Genomic DNA, 16,608 nt, shown 5'->3' on the forward strand with positions numbered 1-16,608 from the left:
ACAAAAAACCCGCCGAACATATTCGGCGGGGGAAAGATGGACGGGAACTCCGTCCGTTTAAGGCTTTAAGCGGTTGCCGGGCAAGACCCGGCCTTTTTAATTTGGCTCCGGTCAGGGAGCGGTCTCCAGGAAACGGATGTCCGGCATCTTTTCCATGGCGGTGCGCAGGGCGTACTCGTTCTCGAACAAGGCGACGAAATTGTCCTTCTTGTCCCTCACCAGGGTCGAGTTGATCCGGAATTTCGACGGGTCCACTTCGCCTCCGGTCAGCCAGCGGGCGAACTGGTACGTCATCCGCTGAAGCTGAACATCGACACCGTACTCGTTTTTCATCCGGTACTCGAACACTTCAAATTGAAGCTGCCCGACGACGCCCAGAAGAACATCGTCAAAGCTGACGGTGCGGAACACTTGAATGGTGCCTTCCTCCGTGAGCTGGTCCAGTCCCTTCTGGTACTGCTTGTGCTTCAATGCATTTTTGATCGTCACTTTGCTGAACATTTCCGGGGAGAACGTCGGCAGCTCGTCGAATTCGATTTCCCCGCCCTGGCACAGCGTGTCCCCGATGCGGAAGATGCCCGGGTCAAACAAGCCGATGATATCCCCCGGGTACGCGTGCTCCACGATGTCACGGTCCTGGGCGAGAAACTGCTGCGGCTGGGACAGCTTGATGTCCTTGTGCACCCGAACGTGCCGGACCGACATGCCCCGTTCGAATTTGCCGGAAACGATTCGCAGGAAAGCGACCCGGTCCCGGTGCGCGGGATTCATGTTGGCTTGAATTTTAAAAATATAGCCGGAGAAAGCTTCGCGGGAAGGCTCGATTTCCTCCCCGTCGCCCACTCTGCGGGCGGCGGGAAGCGGGGCCAGCTCCAGGAAGTTTTCCAGGAAGGTCTGCACGCCGAAGTTGTTGATGGCGCTCCCGAAGAAAACCGGCGTCAGCTGCCCGCCGTTTACTTTGTCCATGTCGAACGGATCGCCCGCGACGTCCAGCAGTTCCAGGTCCTCCTGCAGCTTTTGGTACAGGAAATCGCCCGCGATTTCCTTCACGAGCGGATCGGAGTAGCCGCCGACGTCTCGCACCTCGACATTGACATGCTCGCCGCCGCCGCCCTGGAACAGCTCAACCCGGTTTTTCTCCCGGTCGTATACGCCGCTGAACTGCTTGCCCGAGCCGATCGGCCAGTTCATCGGGTAGGAGCGGATGCCGAGCACCTCTTCGAGCTCCTCCAGGAGCTCAAACGGGTCGCGGCCTTCACGGTCCATTTTGTTGATAAAGGTAAAGATCGGAATGCCGCGTTTGCTGCAGACCTGGAACAGCTTTTTGGTCTGGGCCTCCACGCCCTTCGCGGAGTCGATGATCATAACCGCGCAGTCGGCGGCCGTCAGGGTGCGGTAAGTGTCTTCGCTGAAGTCCTGGTGGCCCGGGGTGTCCAGAATGTTGACCCGGCGGCCTTTATAGTCGAATTGAAGCACGCTGGAGGTTACCGAAATCCCCCGCTGCTTCTCGATTTCCATCCAGTCGGAGGTGGCGTGGCGGCTGGCTTTGCGCCCTTTGACCGTACCCGCTTCGCGGATTGCGCCCCCGAACAGAAGCAGCTTCTCCGTCAGGGTCGTTTTGCCGGCGTCGGGGTGGGAGATGATGGCGAAGGTGCGCCGTTTGGCCACCTCGGCCGTCAGCTCTTGACTCAATTTCGTTGTCATTTCGCTTGAATCCTTTCTTTTCCGTCATGCGGACGGGTTCTTGACTCGCCGTCTGGGTCGGATTGCGCTTATTACACGGGATTCCCTCCGTTTTTGGGCCGTTGCCTTTGTATCTCATTTATTATAGCGGCTTTTGCGCTTTCCTCCAATCCGGCGGACAAGGAAATTTGCAGGTTGTGCTCGTTGCGGTACTTCAACCCGGTCATCCGGTCGCGGATGGTGTGGGCGGTCCGCAGGCATTCGTCCGTGAGCTCGCGGGAAAGGCCAAGCTCCCCGATGGAAACGGGTCCGCCCACCAGGGCAAGCAGGTCCGCTACCCGCTCGGGCGACGGAAGCCCTGCGAACACCCGCAGGTCTCGACTGTGGGAAGGGTCGTCCGCCAGCTTGGCGAGCTCGCGGTACAAGCCCGTCATGATGATGCAGGCCACCCCCACTTTGGCTCCGTGCAGAATGGCCGGACGGCCTTCCCGGAGGAGCGCCATCTCCCACATATGCGACAAATGGTGCTCGCCGCCGGAGGCGGGACGGGAGTGGTCGATCATTTGCATCGAGAGGCCGGACACGGTCAGGGCCTCCATCAGCAGACCGATCCCCTCCGAAGTGCCTTCCGCAATCCCGTCAGCCTGGGAAACGCAAGCGTCGAGGGCGTCCCGGGTCAGCTCGTAAGCCAGCGGACAGAACGGCTCGCCGGCGTGCGCCTGTGAAAATTTCCAGTCGGCCAGCGATGTAAATTTGCCCAGCATGTCGGCAAAGCCCGCCGCCGTCATCTCGCGGGGCGCCTGGCAGAGAATATCCAGATCGGCAAACATCGCGGCCGGAGCGGCAGTCTGGATCGTTTTTTTCATGCCGCGGAGGATCAGCGGCGCGCCGGCCGACACAAAGCCGTCCACCGAAGCCGCCGTCGGAACGGAAACAAACGGACGGCCCGTCTTGGCCGATACGAAGCGGACGATATCATGGATCGTGCCGCTGCCCAGGGCGATCAGCACCCGGCTTTCGTTCCGTGTGCCCAGCAGCACCTCCACCAGGGACGCTTCATCGGCGGCAATGTCGCCCGCCGCGTTCTCCGTCAGCATCACCCAATCCGCATAGATGCCGTGCGCGGCAAGCTCGCCGACCAGCAGCCCGCCCGCCGCGCCCCAGGTGTTCCGGTCGGCTACCACCGTCGCGTGCTTTAGCTCACAGCCCAGCAAATAAGGCCCGATCTTGCGGAGCGCGCCGCTTTCGATCGCGCCGTCCAAACGAATCCGGTGATGCGGGTTGCCGCAGGCGCATACCGCCGCCCGTTCGTTGACTTCCTCCGTCCACTGCTTCAGTTCCATTTCCGTTCCCCCTCCAGCGTTTCGTTCCGCTCCAGCATCCCAAAAAAAGCCGGCGGGCGGCAAACGCCGCCCCGGCTTGTCGAGCGGCGGACCAATGCCGCCGCTTGTTATTCCCCCAAATGACCGTACGCTCCCGGTCTCGGGTTTTAACGCCCCGGCTCACGCCCGCCGTCAGGTTGGCGTCGCCGCCACCCAGATTACGTCGCTTTCGTCCTGCCCGCTGACCGGCCACCAGTGGAAGCCGTCCTCCGCCAGCAGCTCCGTCGCTTCCTTCGGGCCCCAGCTTCCCGCCGGGTACAAGCTCAAATCCTCGGAGCTTTCCCCCCAGGCGGCGGCGATTCGGTCGACGAACTGCCAGGCGAGCGCCACTTCGTCCCAGCGCGTGAAGTGCGTGGAATCCCCGCGCACCGCATCATACAGCAAGCGTTCGTACGCCTCCGGCGTGTTGAGGCCGATCTGGCAGCTTTGGCAGAAGTCCATCGCGATCGGAACAACGGTTCCTTCCGAGCCCGGCTGCATCGCGTTGATTTTCAGGTAGATGCCCTCCAGGGGAGAAACCCGGAAGACCAGCAGGTCCGGCAGCAGCTTCTGGTTCTTGGCCAGGTACACGTTGTCCGGGATTTTCTTGAATTCGACCACGACCTCGGTCGTTTTGGCCGGCAGGCGTTTGCCCGTGCGGACGTAAAAAGGAACGCCCGCCCAGCGGAAGTTGTCCACAAACAGCTTGGCCGCAAAATACGTTTCCGTGGTCGACTCCGGATTCACGTTGTCCTCCTGCCGATAGGCCGGCTTGGGGCTGCCGTTCATTTCCCCCTCTGCGTACTGGCCGCGGACCACGTTCCGGCGCACTTCCTCCGGGGAAGCGAAGCCGCGCAGCGAGCGCAGCACCTTCACCTTCTCGTCGCGGATGTCCTCCGGATGAAGCCGGCTCGGAGCCTCCATCGCCATCATGGCGACCATCTGCAGCGCATGGTTTTGCCCCATATCGCGCAGCGCGCCGGAATGGTCGTAGTACCCGCCTCGTTCCTCGACGCCGACCGTCTCGCTCAGCGTGATCTGAATGTTGGCGATGTGGCGGTTGTTCCAGAGCGGCTCGAATATCGCGTTGGCAAACCGGATCACGTTGATGTTCTGGACCATTTCCTTGCCGAGGTAATGGTCGATCCGGTATATTTCCTCTTCCTCAAACACTTCCCGGATTTCCTGGTTCAGCTTCGTCGCGGACGGAAGGTCGAAGCCGAACGGCTTCTCGATCACGAGGCGGTGCCAGCCTTCGCTTTGCAGCAGGCCGCCGGCCTCCAGGTTGCGCGCGACGCTGCCGAACAGGTTCGGCGCCAGCGCCAGATAGAACAGGCGGTTCCCGGCGATGCCGAACTTGTTTTCCATCTCCACGGCGATTTCGTTCAGCTTGACGTAACCGTCCGTGTCGTTCGTATCGAGAGACAGGTATTCAAAGTGCTCGGCGAAGCCCGCCCAGTCCGGGTCGTCCGGAAGGGTTTTGTACCGGGCGAATTCGCGAATCGAGCGGAGCAGATCGTCCCGGAACTGCTCGCGGGTTTTCGGACGCCGGGCGACGCCGATGACGGCGAATTTGTCCGTCAGCTTGCCTTCGCGGTACAGGCTGTAAATGGCGGGGAAGAGCTTGCGGCTGGCCAGATCCCCGGTTGCGCCGAACAATACGAATACGGCGCCCTCCGAGCGGACGGCTTCCTTCTTGAATTCGCTCATCTTCATCATCCTTTTATGTAAAATATCGCTTGGGTCCGGCGTTGTCTTTCCAGTTTAGCATATGGGACGGACACATGCCATGCGAAGTGAGGAACCGGCGCCGGGAGGTCAGCCGGCCCTTGGGCCGTCCCGGTTCAACCGGCGCCAGCCGGCCGTGCAGGCCGCGAGCCAAACCGCCCCCGCCGCGTAGCCGGCCAGCACATCGCTGGCAAAGTGCACGTTTAAATAAATGCGGCTCAGTCCGATCAACAGAATCAGCAGAGCCCCGGCAGCGGGGGCTGCGCGGGCCGCCCGGCTGCCCCTGCGGAAGGCGTGCCCGAGCAGGTAAGCCGCCATGCCGTAGACGACGGCCGAGCTCATCGCATGGCCGCTCGGAAAGCTGTACCCGTGAATGGGGATCAATACGTCTCCGTCCGGGCGAAGCCGCCCGAAGAAAGCCTTGAGCCCCTCGTTCAAGATCCAGACGCCGCCGAACGCGATCCATAGAAAGACCGCCTGCCGCACTTTCCGGAGGCGGAGTATGAGCAGCAGCGACACCGCCGCCGTCAGGACCGCCTGGAACGGGAAGGAGCCCAGCTCGGTGACGGCGACGGCGAGCTGCGTTAAACCGGGGCTGCGGACGGAACGAACCGCTTCGGCCACCGCGCGGTCGAAGCCGGTCAGCCGCTCGGCCCGCAGCGCGCCGGCCAGAAGCGCGAAGAAAACGGCGCAGCACGCCGCCCCCAGCCAGCCGGCAGCAAGCGGCTTCAAGGGCCGGCGCAAGGCCGGCTCCGCTTCGCCCGGCTTCCGTCCGCCCCCGGAACCGGCCGGGCGTTCCGGCCGGCCGGTATCCTCCGGAAAGGACGGCCCGGAGCGCTTGTTCCGGTTCACTGAAACCACCTCCGGATCCGGCTCAGAACCGAATCGGAGGCCGGGCGATCCTCCGCCGCCCGCAAATACTGCTCGACCAGCCGGTCCAGCCGCTCAACCTGAAACCCGTAATCATAAACAGCCGACGCAACCACCGCGAGCCGGGCGCGCGAATCTTCCTCGCCGGGTCCGCACTCTCCGCCGCCTCCCAAGCCTCCGGCCACCTCCAGCATGCGGCAGATAAACCGCTCGTTTTCTTCCTCGATGCCGAAGTCGTCGAACGCTTCGCGTTTGATTTTGTTTTCAAACTTGAGCAGCACAAGCTCATGGTGCTTGATCAGCTTCTCCAGATGCCCGTCGACGGCGGCATCTGTTCCCTCCGGCCGTCCGGTCTGGTAATAGTGCTGCTCCGTCGTCTCCAGCACATCCGTCCCGCGGTTCAGAGCCGCCAGCATCTGCTTGTATACGACAAGCTGCTTGGACGAGTTCAGTGTCGGCCGCTTGAGCTTCTTCTGCTCTTCCTCAAACAGCGTATATTTCCCGGAAAGGGATTTGACGGCCCCCTCCAGCTTTCGTTTTTCGTCCTGAAACACGCTTTCCTTCATTTCGTTGGAGATCAGGGTGCGCAGCAAAAGGGACATTTGGCCAAAAACGCTTTTGATCTGGGTTAAATACTGCCTTTGCGGATTCGGCGGCGCGACCAGCAGATTGACCACAAAGGCGCACAAAATCCCGATGCAGCTCAGGAAAAAGCGGTTCAGCGCAAAATCCAGCTGTCCGCCCGGCGCCTCCATGACAGCGATCACGGTGACCAGTGTCAGCCCCAGGGTTTCCTCCATCTTCATTTTCAGGCATAGCATAATGACCACAATGCAAACAAGACCGACCGCGATCGGATCGTTCTGAAAAAAATATAGGGCCAGCATCGCAATGGTGGCGCCGAGCGTATTGGTTTGCAGCTGATCCCAGAAATAACGCCAGGACCGGTAAATAGACGGCTGCATGGCAAAAACCGCAGCGACCGCGGCGATCGTGGGCGCGTTAAGCTTAAGCAGCGTACTGACGTAAATGGACAGCGCCACGGCGATTCCGGTTTTAAAAACTCTCGCCCCAAAATTCATCTAGGGGTCATCCCTCCAGCGGAAATTACTTTTTGTACTTCTTACCCATCATTCGCATGAAAATGACGCTGATCACAATAACGGCGGCAACGACCGCCAGCGGGACGAACTTCAATCGGAAACCTCCTTTTGCCAGTTCTTCTATTGTACCGAATGAGCCGGCTTCCGGTCAAAACGGCCGCGGCAGCCTCTTGACAGCAGAACGCAGGTATTTTAATATTTAGGTAATCGTTTAAATATAGGAAAGGAACGGGTGCCGATGAACGAATCGTTTAAGGCCCTCGCCGATCCCACCCGCCGCAGGATCATCCGTCTGCTGCGGGAGCGGGATATGAACGCCGGGGAGATCGCGGATTTTTTTCAAATGAGCAAGCCAAGCATTTCCCACCATTTAAACACCCTGAAGCACGCCGGGCTTGTGCAGGATGTGCGCGAAGGGCAATTCATCCGGTATTCGCTGAACACCACCGTGCTGGAGGAAGTCATCGGGTGGTTTCTCGAATTGACCGGCGCCCAGGGCGGCGCGGAAGAAGAAACGCCGTCCGAAGGCGGAGCCCCGCATCGGGATGACAAAGGAGAGGATACGAAATGAACAAAATCAATTGGAAGTGGCAGGATACGGTCATCGTGGCGGTGGGCCTGCTGTCCCTTGGCTTCGCCCTGCTGAACTACAACAAGCTGCCGGATCAGCTGCCGGCCCAATTCGGGTTTGACGGCTCGGTCAACCGCTATCAAGGCAAGGGCTCTTTGCTCGGAATGATCGGGGGGCTCGGAATCATCATCCCCTTGCTGATGAAATACAGCCGCCGGATGGACCCGAAGAACATGAATTACCCGCTTTTTGAAAAAGCGTTCGATACCATCCGCCTCGCCATCGCCATCATGTTGAACTTTATGCTGGTCACCACAGTGCTGGTCGGCCTTGACCGCGAGCTGCCTGTCAACCGCATCGCCTTCCTGATGCTCGGTTTTCTGTTTGTGGTTCTCGGAAATTACATGCCGCAGATCCGCGACAACTATCTGATCGGCATCCGCACGCCCTGGACGCTGAACAACCCCGAGGTATGGCGGAAGACCCACCGCGCCGCCGGACCGGTTTGGGTCATTGCCGGCCTCATTGTTATTGCGTCGGGTTTTATTGGCGCAAAGTGGGCTCTCATCCCGCTTATCGTATCGTTTGTGCTTCTGCTGGTCTTCCCTCTCGTCTACTCCTGGGTGGTCCACCGGCGTCTCAGCCGGTAGCAGCGCTTCGCCCGCTGCATGCCCATCACTTTATGCGGCACATCCGCAAGGCGATTCCTTTAATCCCGCAAAAAAAGCGGCCGCGCCCCGGCCGCTTTTGCCTATTCCACCAAGCCCTGCTTGATCGCGTAGATGGCCGCCTGCGTGCGGTCCTCCACGCCCAGCTTCGCCAGGATGTTGGTGACGTGGAACTTCACCGTCTTGATTCCGATGAACAGCTCGTCGGCCACCTCCTGGTTCGATTTCCCGGCGGCGATCAGAAGCAGCACTTCCATTTCCCGCTCCGTCAGCTCGTCGTGAGGCGCGGCCTCGCGCTTCGGCTGGCGGAACCGGTTCATCATCTTCGAGGCGACCTGCGCCTCGATGATCGGCCGTCCGGCTGCGGCCGAGCGGATCGCATCGGCGATTTCATTCGCCCGGGACGTCTTCAGCAGATAGCTGAACGCGCCCGCTTCGATGACCGGGTACATCATTTCATCGTCGAGGTAGCTCGTCAGCACGATCACCTTGCAGTCCGGGCAGATGCCCATGACTTCCCGGGTCGTTTCGATCCCGTTCATGCCGTCCATCAGCAGGTCCATCAGCACCACGTCCGGCTTGTATTCCCGCGCCAGGCGGATGCCCTCCCGGCCGTTCCCCGCTTCGCCGACCACCTCGATGCCGTCCTCGGTGCTGAGCACAGCGGCAAGACCGATGCGCACCATTTCGTGATCGTCCACCAGCAGTACCTTGATCGGCGCGTCCATCTCTACATCCGCTCCGCCGGAGCAGCCGTCTTCCTCCGGCATGCCGGCCGGAAGTTCTCTGTTGTCCATCGCGTCATTGTCCCCCTTGCTGCCCAATCGGCTCGTCCCCTTTCGTTTCCATGGTTAGCGGAATGCGGATTTCCAGCCGCGTGCCCTTGTCCGGCGCGGTCACGATGTTCAGCGAGCCGCCCAGCTCGCTCGCGCGTTCCCGGATCGAAACCAGCCCGTACGACGCGTGCTTGTTCTCGTCGAGCACGAACCCGACGCCGTTGTCGCGGATCGTCAGTCTTATGCCGTCTCCGGTGGTGAGCAGCCGGATTTCCATCTTGGTCGCCTTGGAATGCCGGAGCGCATTGGACAGCCCCTCCTGCACGATCCGGAACAAATGGTCCTCGATGCCTTTTTGCAGCTGCAGCTCTTCGTCCATCTCCAGCGTGATGTCGACCTGTACCTTGGCCTGCAGCTCGCGGATCAGGTCGCGGAGTCCCTGCGCCAGCCGCTTGCCTTCCAGATGCACGGGGCGCAGATGGAGCAGCAGCGCCCGCATCTCCGATTGGGCGACCGAAGCCATTTCCTCTATCAGGTGAATCTGCCGCGAAGCTTTATCGATGTCCTTGTCAAACGTCCGCCCGACCGCCGTCGCCGTCATCGAAATGGCGAACAGCTGCTGGCTGACCGCGTCGTGCAGGTCCCTTGCCAGCCGCTGCCGCTCCTCCATGATGGCCGAGTAGCGGGCCTTTTCCGCCAGCTGGGCGTTGTTGTTGGAAAGCCGCTGCAAAGAGGAAACCTGCTCCTCCCACTTCTGGCCGATGCGGTTCAGCTGCTCGCCGAGCCGGCCGATCTCGTCTTCCCCGAGCGGCGGCACCGCGCGGGAAAGGTTGCCCTTTTCCAGCAGGAGCATGACCTCCCGGAGCTGCTCCAGCCTGCGGGCCGTCCGCGTTCCGTTCCAGTAGCCGTAAAAAAGCCCGATCCCGCCTACCGTTGCCACCAGAAGCAAGCTGACGCGAACGGCGGGCTCCCAGCGGGTAATCGGACTGATGTAGCCGTATGTATAAAGAAAATAGACCACCACGCCGAAAAGAAGGAAGCTGACCAAGACAGACTCGGCCACGCTTCGCCACACCATTCCGGTCAATCGTCGGTTCACGCTTCCCTCTCCTTTCGGCTTTTGGTCAAAGCACTTTAATGTTTACTTCTCCTACGAGATAGGAGGCGATGAGTTTCACTTTCGATTCCGACTGCTCGTAGCCCGGAGACTGCCAAAACACCTTGTTGACGATGCCGTCCCGGCGCGAGCCGGCGACGCGCAGCTCTCCCGCGTACACGGTGCCCTCTACGGAAAGCGCCATGTCCTCGGGCACGACCACGTTCAGGTTGCCGACCATGCCCTGCAGAATGACGGTGACTTCCTTCTCCTCCTGGATCGCCAGGGAGAAGTCGAACCGCATTTCCCCGACCGCGTGCCAGATGCTCATGTCGCGCAGCACCCAGGGTTCCTTGTCGTAGCGGATGCTGCCGATAAAGCTTTGCCGGTGGGTGTAATTCCCGTCCCGGTGCAGGTCCTTCGACTTTTTATAAAAAAGGCCCATGGAAATCAGAACCACGCTGACAATGATCGCAAACGGCCCGCCCGCGATAAAGAACGCGCCGGCGCCCACCCACAGGTAGCCTTTTTTGTCATCCGGTTTGCTGCGGATTCCATACAAGCCGTAAAGAATCAGCAAGAGACCGACCAGCTTCCAGATCCCCAGCACTTGCTCGAGCAATATAAACACGCCCGCCGCGATCAGGACAAAATACGTATTTCTCTGCCGGTTTCGATTCGGTTGGTCCATGTCGCACCTCCTGGCGGGCTGGCCCTCAGGGCCGGGTGTTGATCCGGGAAAAAGCCATAGAGGCTTGAATCCCGCCCTATGGCTTATATCCCGACTAGCATATCATAAATGGGTCAGACCGTAAAAGCCTTCTTTACTGTTCGGACTTCGTGTCCGTTCCGAGCTGCTCCTTCAAGCGTTTCAGCTGCTCTTCCACCCGCTCGCGCTTGGCGGCGTCGGCGGCGTTGAAGCTGCCCGAAGTAAGGCCGCCCGGCGAGTACGGCATGCGGGAGACCTCCGCCTGTACTTCCATCTCGATGATCTTTTCTTCCATGCGCTGGAAGCCGCGCGCCGCCGTGCCTCCGCCCAGCGTAACGTTGCTGGTGACTTCGGACATTTTCTTCTTGGCGTTCGCCAGTTGGGCGCGGGAGATCAGCTCATTGCGCTTGTTGCGCATTTTGTAGAACTCGTCTTTCATTTCATGAAGCTGCTTCAGGATATCCTCGGCTTGCGCCTTGGCCTGGGCGTGCAGGTTCGTGTAGTCGGTCAGCTTTTGCTCGTAATACAGCTTTTCTTCCAGAGCGTGGCGGGCCGAAGCTTCCTGGCCGTTCTTCATGGCGGCTACCGCTTGGGCTTCGCGGTCGGCAACCAGCTTCTCGGCTTCCTTGAGCTGCTGCTGAAGCTTGCGCTCGCTGGCAATCTGCTTGGCGACGGTAACCTCCGCCTGGGCGATTTCTTCTTCCATGTCACGCAGATATTGGTTCAGCATAACGATCGGATCTTCTACTTTATCGAGCACCTCGTTGATCGAAGCGCGGGTCATGTCCTTGATTCTCGAAAATACTCCCATGATTAAACATCTCCTTTTTCGTATTGGGCCAATTTGGCGCGAAGGTCTTCAATTTCTTTGCGGAGGGCTTTCTTCTCGACTTCCTTCATCATCTCATCCAATTCGTCGCGAACCGGCGCGGCCTGCGGCGGCTTCGGCATTTCTTCGCCCGCCGGGCGGTAATTGGAAGGACCGCTTGCGCCGCGGGGGCCGTAGTAAGGGGCTCCATGACCGCTCTGTCCGCCCGGGAACCCGTTTCCGTAGCCGTTTTGTCCGCCCGGATAACCGCCGCCGTGTCCGCCGGTCGGCCGGTAGCCGGGATCGAAGGGGTCCCGGTGGGAACCGCCGTAATGCAGCGGAGGCTCGTATGCAGGATCCTTCGGGATCACCAGGCTGGCGATGATGTAGATCAGAATGACGGGAAAGACCGTGGAGAAGATGGCGGTGATCACGACGATCACCCGCAGCAGCGTGGCGTCCACATTGAGGTATTCCGCCAATCCGCCGCACAGCCCGGTCACCTTCTTGTCCCTGCGGGACCGGTACAGTTTGCTCATGGTTCTTCCCAACCTTCCTTCTTCAGCGTTCAAGGCTTCTCACCGTTTTTTTCGATACGGTTCAGCTTGGCGATTTGCTCTTCCAGCTTTTCTTCGAGGCGGACGCGTTTCTCGTCTTGCTTCTCGTTCAGCTCGGTTTGTTTCTTTTCCCACTTGTCGTTCAGCTCGCGCTTTTTCTCATCCAGCTTCTCTTCCATCTCGGCGCGCTTTTCTTCCCATTTCTCTTCGAACTTGTCGCGCTTCTGCTCCAGCTTGTTTTCCAGCTTCAGCCGCAGACGCTCCATTTCGTAATCGATTTTGTCCTGCACGGCACCGGCAAAGGCGTAGGCGCCGTAGTCGCCGGAGGTGGAACGCCGCACCTCGCGCAGCGTCCGGGATTCCAGCTCCAGATCGGACAGCCGTTCGTCGAGGCGCTGGAACGCCCGCGGCGTCGGTCCGCCGGGCAGGTTCGTCATCCGCTCGTTCATTCTCCGCTGGAGGCGGAGCGATTCCATGCGGGCCTGGTAATAGCTCCGCTTGGCGGCGACTTCGTCGAAGTCGGACCGGAGCTGGCGGATTTGCTCCTCCAGATCGGCCAGCGCCTGCTTGCCTTCTTCGTAAAGCGACCCGTATTGGGAAGCTTTCTCTTCGTGCTGAATTTTATCCTGAAGGGCCATGCGGGCAATTTCGTCTTCCCCGGCTCTCAGGGCCAGCATCGCCTGCTCTTCGCGTTTTTCTTTCATCTGCCGGGCCGCCAGATACTGCTGGCGGACGGAACCGACATGCGCGGCGCATTGGGCGTGCAGCCGTTCCGATTCCCGGATTTGCTCCCTCAAGGAGCTAAGGTATCCATCGATCAGGCGGACGGGATCTTCCGACTGTTCCAGCCGGTCGTTGAGCGTTGCAACGGTAATATCCCTCATCCGGTTCCAGATGCTCATGCTCTCAACTCCATCTTCGAATTAGTGGCCGTTTAGTAGACGTTTCGTTTGCCGATAAGCGTGATGCCGTAGCCGATCATGGCGATGGCTGCGATCAGCACGAGGATCGGCATCAGTTTGCCGAGGAGCATGATCGCGCCGATCCCAAGGAGGACCGCTCCGATTAACTTCTTTCCGTTTTTGATGCCAATGTATCCGAAGAAGAGGAACGCCGCCGCGATCAAGATGCTGGCCAGCCAGCTGAACAACCCGTGGAGAGGAGCGAACCTTCCGAACAGAATCAGGACGCCGCAACCGATCAGGATCAAAGCCAGCGTGTGATTGCCCTTTAATTTCATCTCTTGTTTCACCGCCTTTCGTGTGTGTCTCTTGTTCATGTCTTTATTTTAGGTGAATCGGGGTCCGGCCAAAACGGACCCGCGTCGGTTTTCGGCACTGGACCAAGGTCGGGGGACGAGCCCATCGGAGGCTCGGAAGCCCGCCCGGCTACGGGTTTGGCGCATACGGTCAGGCCAAGAAAAGGTGCCGGAAGGGGGAACGGCCGCGGGCTGCGATAAGGAAGCGGGGCAGCCGCAGGGCGGCAAGGGCATGCGGCGGGTAGCGGCCAAGCGAGCGGTTGCGGACTGCCGGAGCGGGCAGAGCGGCGGTAGCGGCCATGCGAGCGGTTGCGGACTGCCGGAGCGGGCAGAGCGGCGGTAGCGGCCATGCGAGCGGTTGCGGACTGCCGGAGCGGGCAGAGCGGCGGAAGCGGCCATGCGAAGTGCCGTTTGGCCGATGAACCAAAAAACGCATCCGTTTGGCGGATGCGTTCAGCTTGTCGAGAAACCCCGCTCATTTTGTTCCCCTGGGTGGTCCGTTTCGTTTGTCATCATTATAAAGGGGGAAAACGAGGGGTTACTTACTCCGTTTATCTCAGCGCTAATGTTGGTTTGCCATTTTCTTACTTTTCTGTATGGATACCGTCATCAGCGTCTCCCCGTTTGCCTTGTTTCCCTTTCTTTTTCTCTGCTTGTAGCGGGCACAAGCTAACGAAGCCCAGGAAAAAAGGCAAATAGGTGCACAGCGACACTTATTTTTGATGGTGTCCCATTCCGATCGCGAAATAATTCCCCACACGCACTTAATTCCGTGAAAACAAACGGTATTCGCAGAAAAACGGAGAAATAATTGCTTTTTTTCATCTAATCGGCCCAGAATAGTCGTAAATGACCAGATTAGATGCCTTTTTGCACTTCCTGTCAACACTACAAGCGCGAAGCCCTCCGGTTATTGGGCCATTCGCGCCCGCTGCACTTTTTCACAAAAAATGCCTACCGAGACTTCTCGACAGCCTGAACGCGTCCGTTTTGCAAATGCATTTCAAGAATGTATAGGGACCGGGCCGCCTCTGACTTCATCCCGCCGTCCGGGAGCTGAATAGCACCCGGATGCCGAGGGCGATAAACACCGCGCCAGCAAAACGGTTCAAATAAACCGAAAAGCCCGACCGGCCGCGCAGCTTCCTTGTCGCCAGGTCCGAAAAATAGACAAGCAGGGAGCACCAGACGGAAAGCGTACCGACAAACGTAATGCCAAGCAGAAGAAAAGGGAGTCCCCCGTAAGGGTTGTCCGGGCGGATAAACTGCGGCAGAAAGGCCAGGAAAAACAGCGCCACCTTCGGGTTCAGCAGATTGGTCAGCAGGGCGTTCCGGTAAATTTTTTTCCAATCCGCTTTTCTTTGCGGCTCTGCGGACGGCTCATCCGTGCCCTTAGCCAAAATCGAACGGACACCCAGATAGATCAAATAAGCCGCTCCGACCCATTTCACGATCGCGAAAGCGACCGCCGACTGCATGAGGATGACGGAAAGGCCGAACGCCGCAAGCATGGTATGAACCAGCGCCCCGCTGAGAATGCCGAGAACCGACAGCAGCCCGGCTCTTCTTCCTTGTGAAACCGTCGTGCCCAGGATGTAAAAGGTATCCGTCCCAGGCGTCATGTTCAGCACAAGACCCGAAAGCAAAAACAAAACGTAGTGCTCGATTCCGAACAAAGCCATCGCCTCCGCTCCGGCCGGCGGGAGCTGCTCCCTGTCCGGCGATAAAATTTCTTCATTTTAGCATGGAGGAGGGAGGCGCGGCAGTGACGTATTTCTCGTTCCTTTTGTAAAACCCCATTCGGATGAAGCGGGCCGAGCAAATACCCGCCATTTCTAAGGCCGTCACGTTCCGCGCTTGCGTCAGCCGCCGTTTTCCGCCGCTGCCGCTTGGTCGCGGGCCCGGAGAAGCTCCATGCGATGCTCGTAATTTTGTCCGCAAAGCTCAACCAGCCGCAGCTTGTCTCCCCGTTTGGGTACGGTTACCCGCACCGGTCCCGTTCCCTTCACCCGCAAAGCGTTGCGCAAGTATCCAAGATCGTGCACCTGGTTGACGATCAGCTCGTCGGGACGCTCTTCCCGGTAGCGCTCGGCCATAAAACGCTCCGCCGCGTACGGGTCTCCGTCGCCCCGGAAAGGCAGCAGCACCGCGTCCCGCAGCATGCCCGCCTGAAGCCGCATGATCATCACATGAGCTTCCCCGAAAAAGAGCACGTCCTGATTGATTATCGAGTCCCGGTCCACGACCTGCTTGACCAAGAGGCGTTCCAGCGAAGCGATGCTGCGGCGCAGCCGCTCCGCCCGCTCGAACTCCCAGCGTTCGGCGTGGTGCAGCATCTGCCGCTTCAGCTCCTCGATCAATTCGTTTTCCCGGTTGGCCAGCAGCGTTTCCGCTTGGCGTACCGAGGCCAGATAATCCTCGCGGGAGATTTTGCCTTCGCAAACGCCCGAGCATTTTCCCAAATGATAATAGAGGCAAACCCGCTTGGGCAGCGTTTTGCAGGAGCGCAGACCGTAATGCTCCTGCACAAATTCCAGCAGGGCGTTGCGGAATTTTCCGTTCGGATAAGGCCCGAACATCCGGACATGGCTTTCGGAGGCGCGGGATGAGCGGGCGCGGATGGGAGAGCTTTCGGAGCCCGCTTTCCGGCCGGCCCCCTTACGCGAGCTGCCGGCCATCGGTCCTTTCGCAGAATTGGGCGGCTTCCCCTCGGCTTCAAGCACGCTCCTCGCCGTGCCGGTCTTAAGCTTCCCCGCCGGGGAAGCGGACGGCTTGCCATCGGCGGAATCGGCTCCCCTGCGGACGCTTCCGCCGGGCGTAACGGTATACGCGCTTTTCCCGACCGGCAGCCTCCTTCTCCGGTAATGGACGTCGAAGCGGGGAATGGCGTCGCCGCTTAGCTTCAAATAGGCGTACCCGCTGTTGTCTTTTTTGAGGGCACGGTTGTATTTGGGCTTCAGTTCTTTGATTAAATTGTTTTCCAAAAGCAGGCTTTCGGTTTCGTTGCGCACCAGAAAAACCTCGATGGCGCGGATTTCCGCCACCAGCTCGCGCGTCCGCTCAAGCTTGTGCGTTCCCCGGAAATAGGAACGGAGGCGGTTTCGCAGGTTTTTTGCCTTGCCCACGTATATAATTTCGTCCGCGCCGTTTTTCATCAAGTAACAGCCCGGGCCGGTCGGGTATTCCTTGGCCACAAATTGAAACGCCGTCACGCGGGATGTCCTTCCTTTCTTCGGGAACTAAAACGCCAGGCTGGAACGCCTGTTCGTCCGTTTCTATTGTAAGTGAATTATGTAAACATTGCCACCGAAAACGGGAAAGGACCGGCACTTTTTTTCGAAAACAAAACAAGGGAAGCTGTGTAATCTGCATCCCTTGTTTGGAATGTATTACTTGAATTCCTTCGCTTGGATTTCCTTG

The 16,608-nt window shown here is 59.4% G+C and carries 16 protein-coding genes; 2 read left to right on the forward strand and 14 right to left on the reverse strand.

The window, feature by feature from the left end:
* Nucleotides 1-111: 111 nt before the first annotated feature.
* The 5 genes from AC6I6H_RS02475 to AC6I6H_RS02495 all read right to left on the reverse strand — a co-directional run bounded on the left by AC6I6H_RS02475 (nt 112) and on the right by AC6I6H_RS02495 (nt 6,724).
* Nucleotides 112-1,704: a peptide chain release factor 3 gene (locus AC6I6H_RS02475; protein ID WP_497950708.1), complete on the reverse strand. Its 1,593-nt coding sequence runs from the start codon at nt 1,702-1,704 to the stop codon at nt 112-114.
* A 71-nt stretch (nt 1,705-1,775) separates the two neighbouring features.
* The gene (locus AC6I6H_RS02480) at nt 1,776-3,026 is read right to left on the reverse strand and encodes a sn-glycerol-1-phosphate dehydrogenase (RefSeq protein WP_497950710.1); all 1,251 of its coding nucleotides are present in this window, start codon (nt 3,024-3,026) and stop codon (nt 1,776-1,778) included.
* 171 nt (nt 3,027-3,197) lie between these two features.
* Nucleotides 3,198-4,754 (reverse strand): glucose-6-phosphate dehydrogenase, encoded by a 1,557-nt coding sequence (zwf, locus tag AC6I6H_RS02485; protein ID WP_497950711.1) that lies wholly within the window; start codon nt 4,752-4,754, stop codon nt 3,198-3,200.
* 108 nt (nt 4,755-4,862) lie between these two features.
* A complete protein-coding gene (locus AC6I6H_RS02490; RefSeq protein WP_497950715.1) occupies nt 4,863-5,624 on the reverse strand; it encodes a phosphatase PAP2 family protein in 762 nt (253 codons plus the stop codon).
* Nucleotides 5,621-6,724, reverse strand: a complete 1,104-nt coding sequence (locus AC6I6H_RS02495; protein ID WP_497950718.1) for an FUSC family protein — start codon at nt 6,722-6,724, stop codon at nt 5,621-5,623. Before AC6I6H_RS02495 ends, AC6I6H_RS02490 begins: the two co-directional genes overlap by 4 nt.
* 259 nt (nt 6,725-6,983) lie before the next feature.
* On the opposite strand from AC6I6H_RS02495, the gene AC6I6H_RS02500 reads away from it, so the two are divergent.
* Together AC6I6H_RS02500 and AC6I6H_RS02505 are read left to right on the forward strand one after the other, a co-directional pair.
* Nucleotides 6,984-7,316 (forward strand): autorepressor SdpR family transcription factor, encoded by a 333-nt coding sequence (locus AC6I6H_RS02500; protein WP_497950721.1) that lies wholly within the window; start codon nt 6,984-6,986, stop codon nt 7,314-7,316.
* The gene (locus AC6I6H_RS02505) at nt 7,313-7,966 is read left to right on the forward strand and encodes an SdpI family protein (protein WP_497950723.1); all 654 of its coding nucleotides are present in this window, start codon (nt 7,313-7,315) and stop codon (nt 7,964-7,966) included. The genes AC6I6H_RS02500 and AC6I6H_RS02505 overlap by 4 nt, the downstream gene beginning before the upstream one ends.
* Nucleotides 7,967-8,067: 101 nt before the next feature.
* On the opposite strand, the gene AC6I6H_RS02510 is transcribed toward AC6I6H_RS02505, so the two are convergent.
* From AC6I6H_RS02510 to AC6I6H_RS02550, 9 genes are all read right to left on the reverse strand, one after another.
* On the reverse strand, nt 8,068-8,712 hold the full coding sequence (locus AC6I6H_RS02510; RefSeq protein WP_497950842.1) for a response regulator: 645 nt from the start codon (nt 8,710-8,712) through the stop codon (nt 8,068-8,070).
* 73 nt (nt 8,713-8,785) lie between these two features.
* Nucleotides 8,786-9,838: a HAMP domain-containing sensor histidine kinase gene (locus tag AC6I6H_RS02515; RefSeq protein WP_497950845.1), complete on the reverse strand. Its 1,053-nt coding sequence runs from the start codon at nt 9,836-9,838 to the stop codon at nt 8,786-8,788.
* A 46-nt stretch (nt 9,839-9,884) separates the two neighbouring features.
* Nucleotides 9,885-10,547 (reverse strand): cell wall-active antibiotics response protein LiaF, encoded by a 663-nt coding sequence (liaF, locus tag AC6I6H_RS02520; RefSeq protein ID WP_497950725.1) that lies wholly within the window; start codon nt 10,545-10,547, stop codon nt 9,885-9,887.
* Between the two features lie 133 nt (nt 10,548-10,680).
* The gene (locus AC6I6H_RS02525; RefSeq protein WP_497950727.1) at nt 10,681-11,376 is read right to left on the reverse strand and encodes a PspA/IM30 family protein; all 696 of its coding nucleotides are present in this window, start codon (nt 11,374-11,376) and stop codon (nt 10,681-10,683) included.
* Nucleotides 11,377-11,378: 2 nt separating this feature from the next.
* Nucleotides 11,379-11,912 (reverse strand): PspC domain-containing protein, encoded by a 534-nt coding sequence (locus AC6I6H_RS02530; RefSeq protein WP_497950729.1) that lies wholly within the window; start codon nt 11,910-11,912, stop codon nt 11,379-11,381.
* Nucleotides 11,913-11,941: 29 nt separating this feature from the next.
* The gene (locus AC6I6H_RS02535) at nt 11,942-12,832 is read right to left on the reverse strand and encodes a PspA/IM30 family protein (protein WP_497950731.1); all 891 of its coding nucleotides are present in this window, start codon (nt 12,830-12,832) and stop codon (nt 11,942-11,944) included.
* 32 nt (nt 12,833-12,864) lie between these two features.
* The gene (locus tag AC6I6H_RS02540; RefSeq protein WP_497950733.1) at nt 12,865-13,170 is read right to left on the reverse strand and encodes a LiaF transmembrane domain-containing protein; all 306 of its coding nucleotides are present in this window, start codon (nt 13,168-13,170) and stop codon (nt 12,865-12,867) included.
* A 1,055-nt stretch (nt 13,171-14,225) separates the two neighbouring features.
* Nucleotides 14,226-14,870, reverse strand: a complete 645-nt coding sequence (locus AC6I6H_RS02545) for a LysE family translocator (RefSeq protein WP_497950735.1) — start codon at nt 14,868-14,870, stop codon at nt 14,226-14,228.
* Between the two features lie 180 nt (nt 14,871-15,050).
* The gene (locus AC6I6H_RS02550; protein WP_497950737.1) at nt 15,051-16,400 is read right to left on the reverse strand and encodes a GIY-YIG nuclease family protein; all 1,350 of its coding nucleotides are present in this window, start codon (nt 16,398-16,400) and stop codon (nt 15,051-15,053) included.
* Between the last annotated feature and the right edge of the window lie 208 nt (nt 16,401-16,608).

The organism is Gorillibacterium sp. sgz306347 (assembly GCF_059735245.1).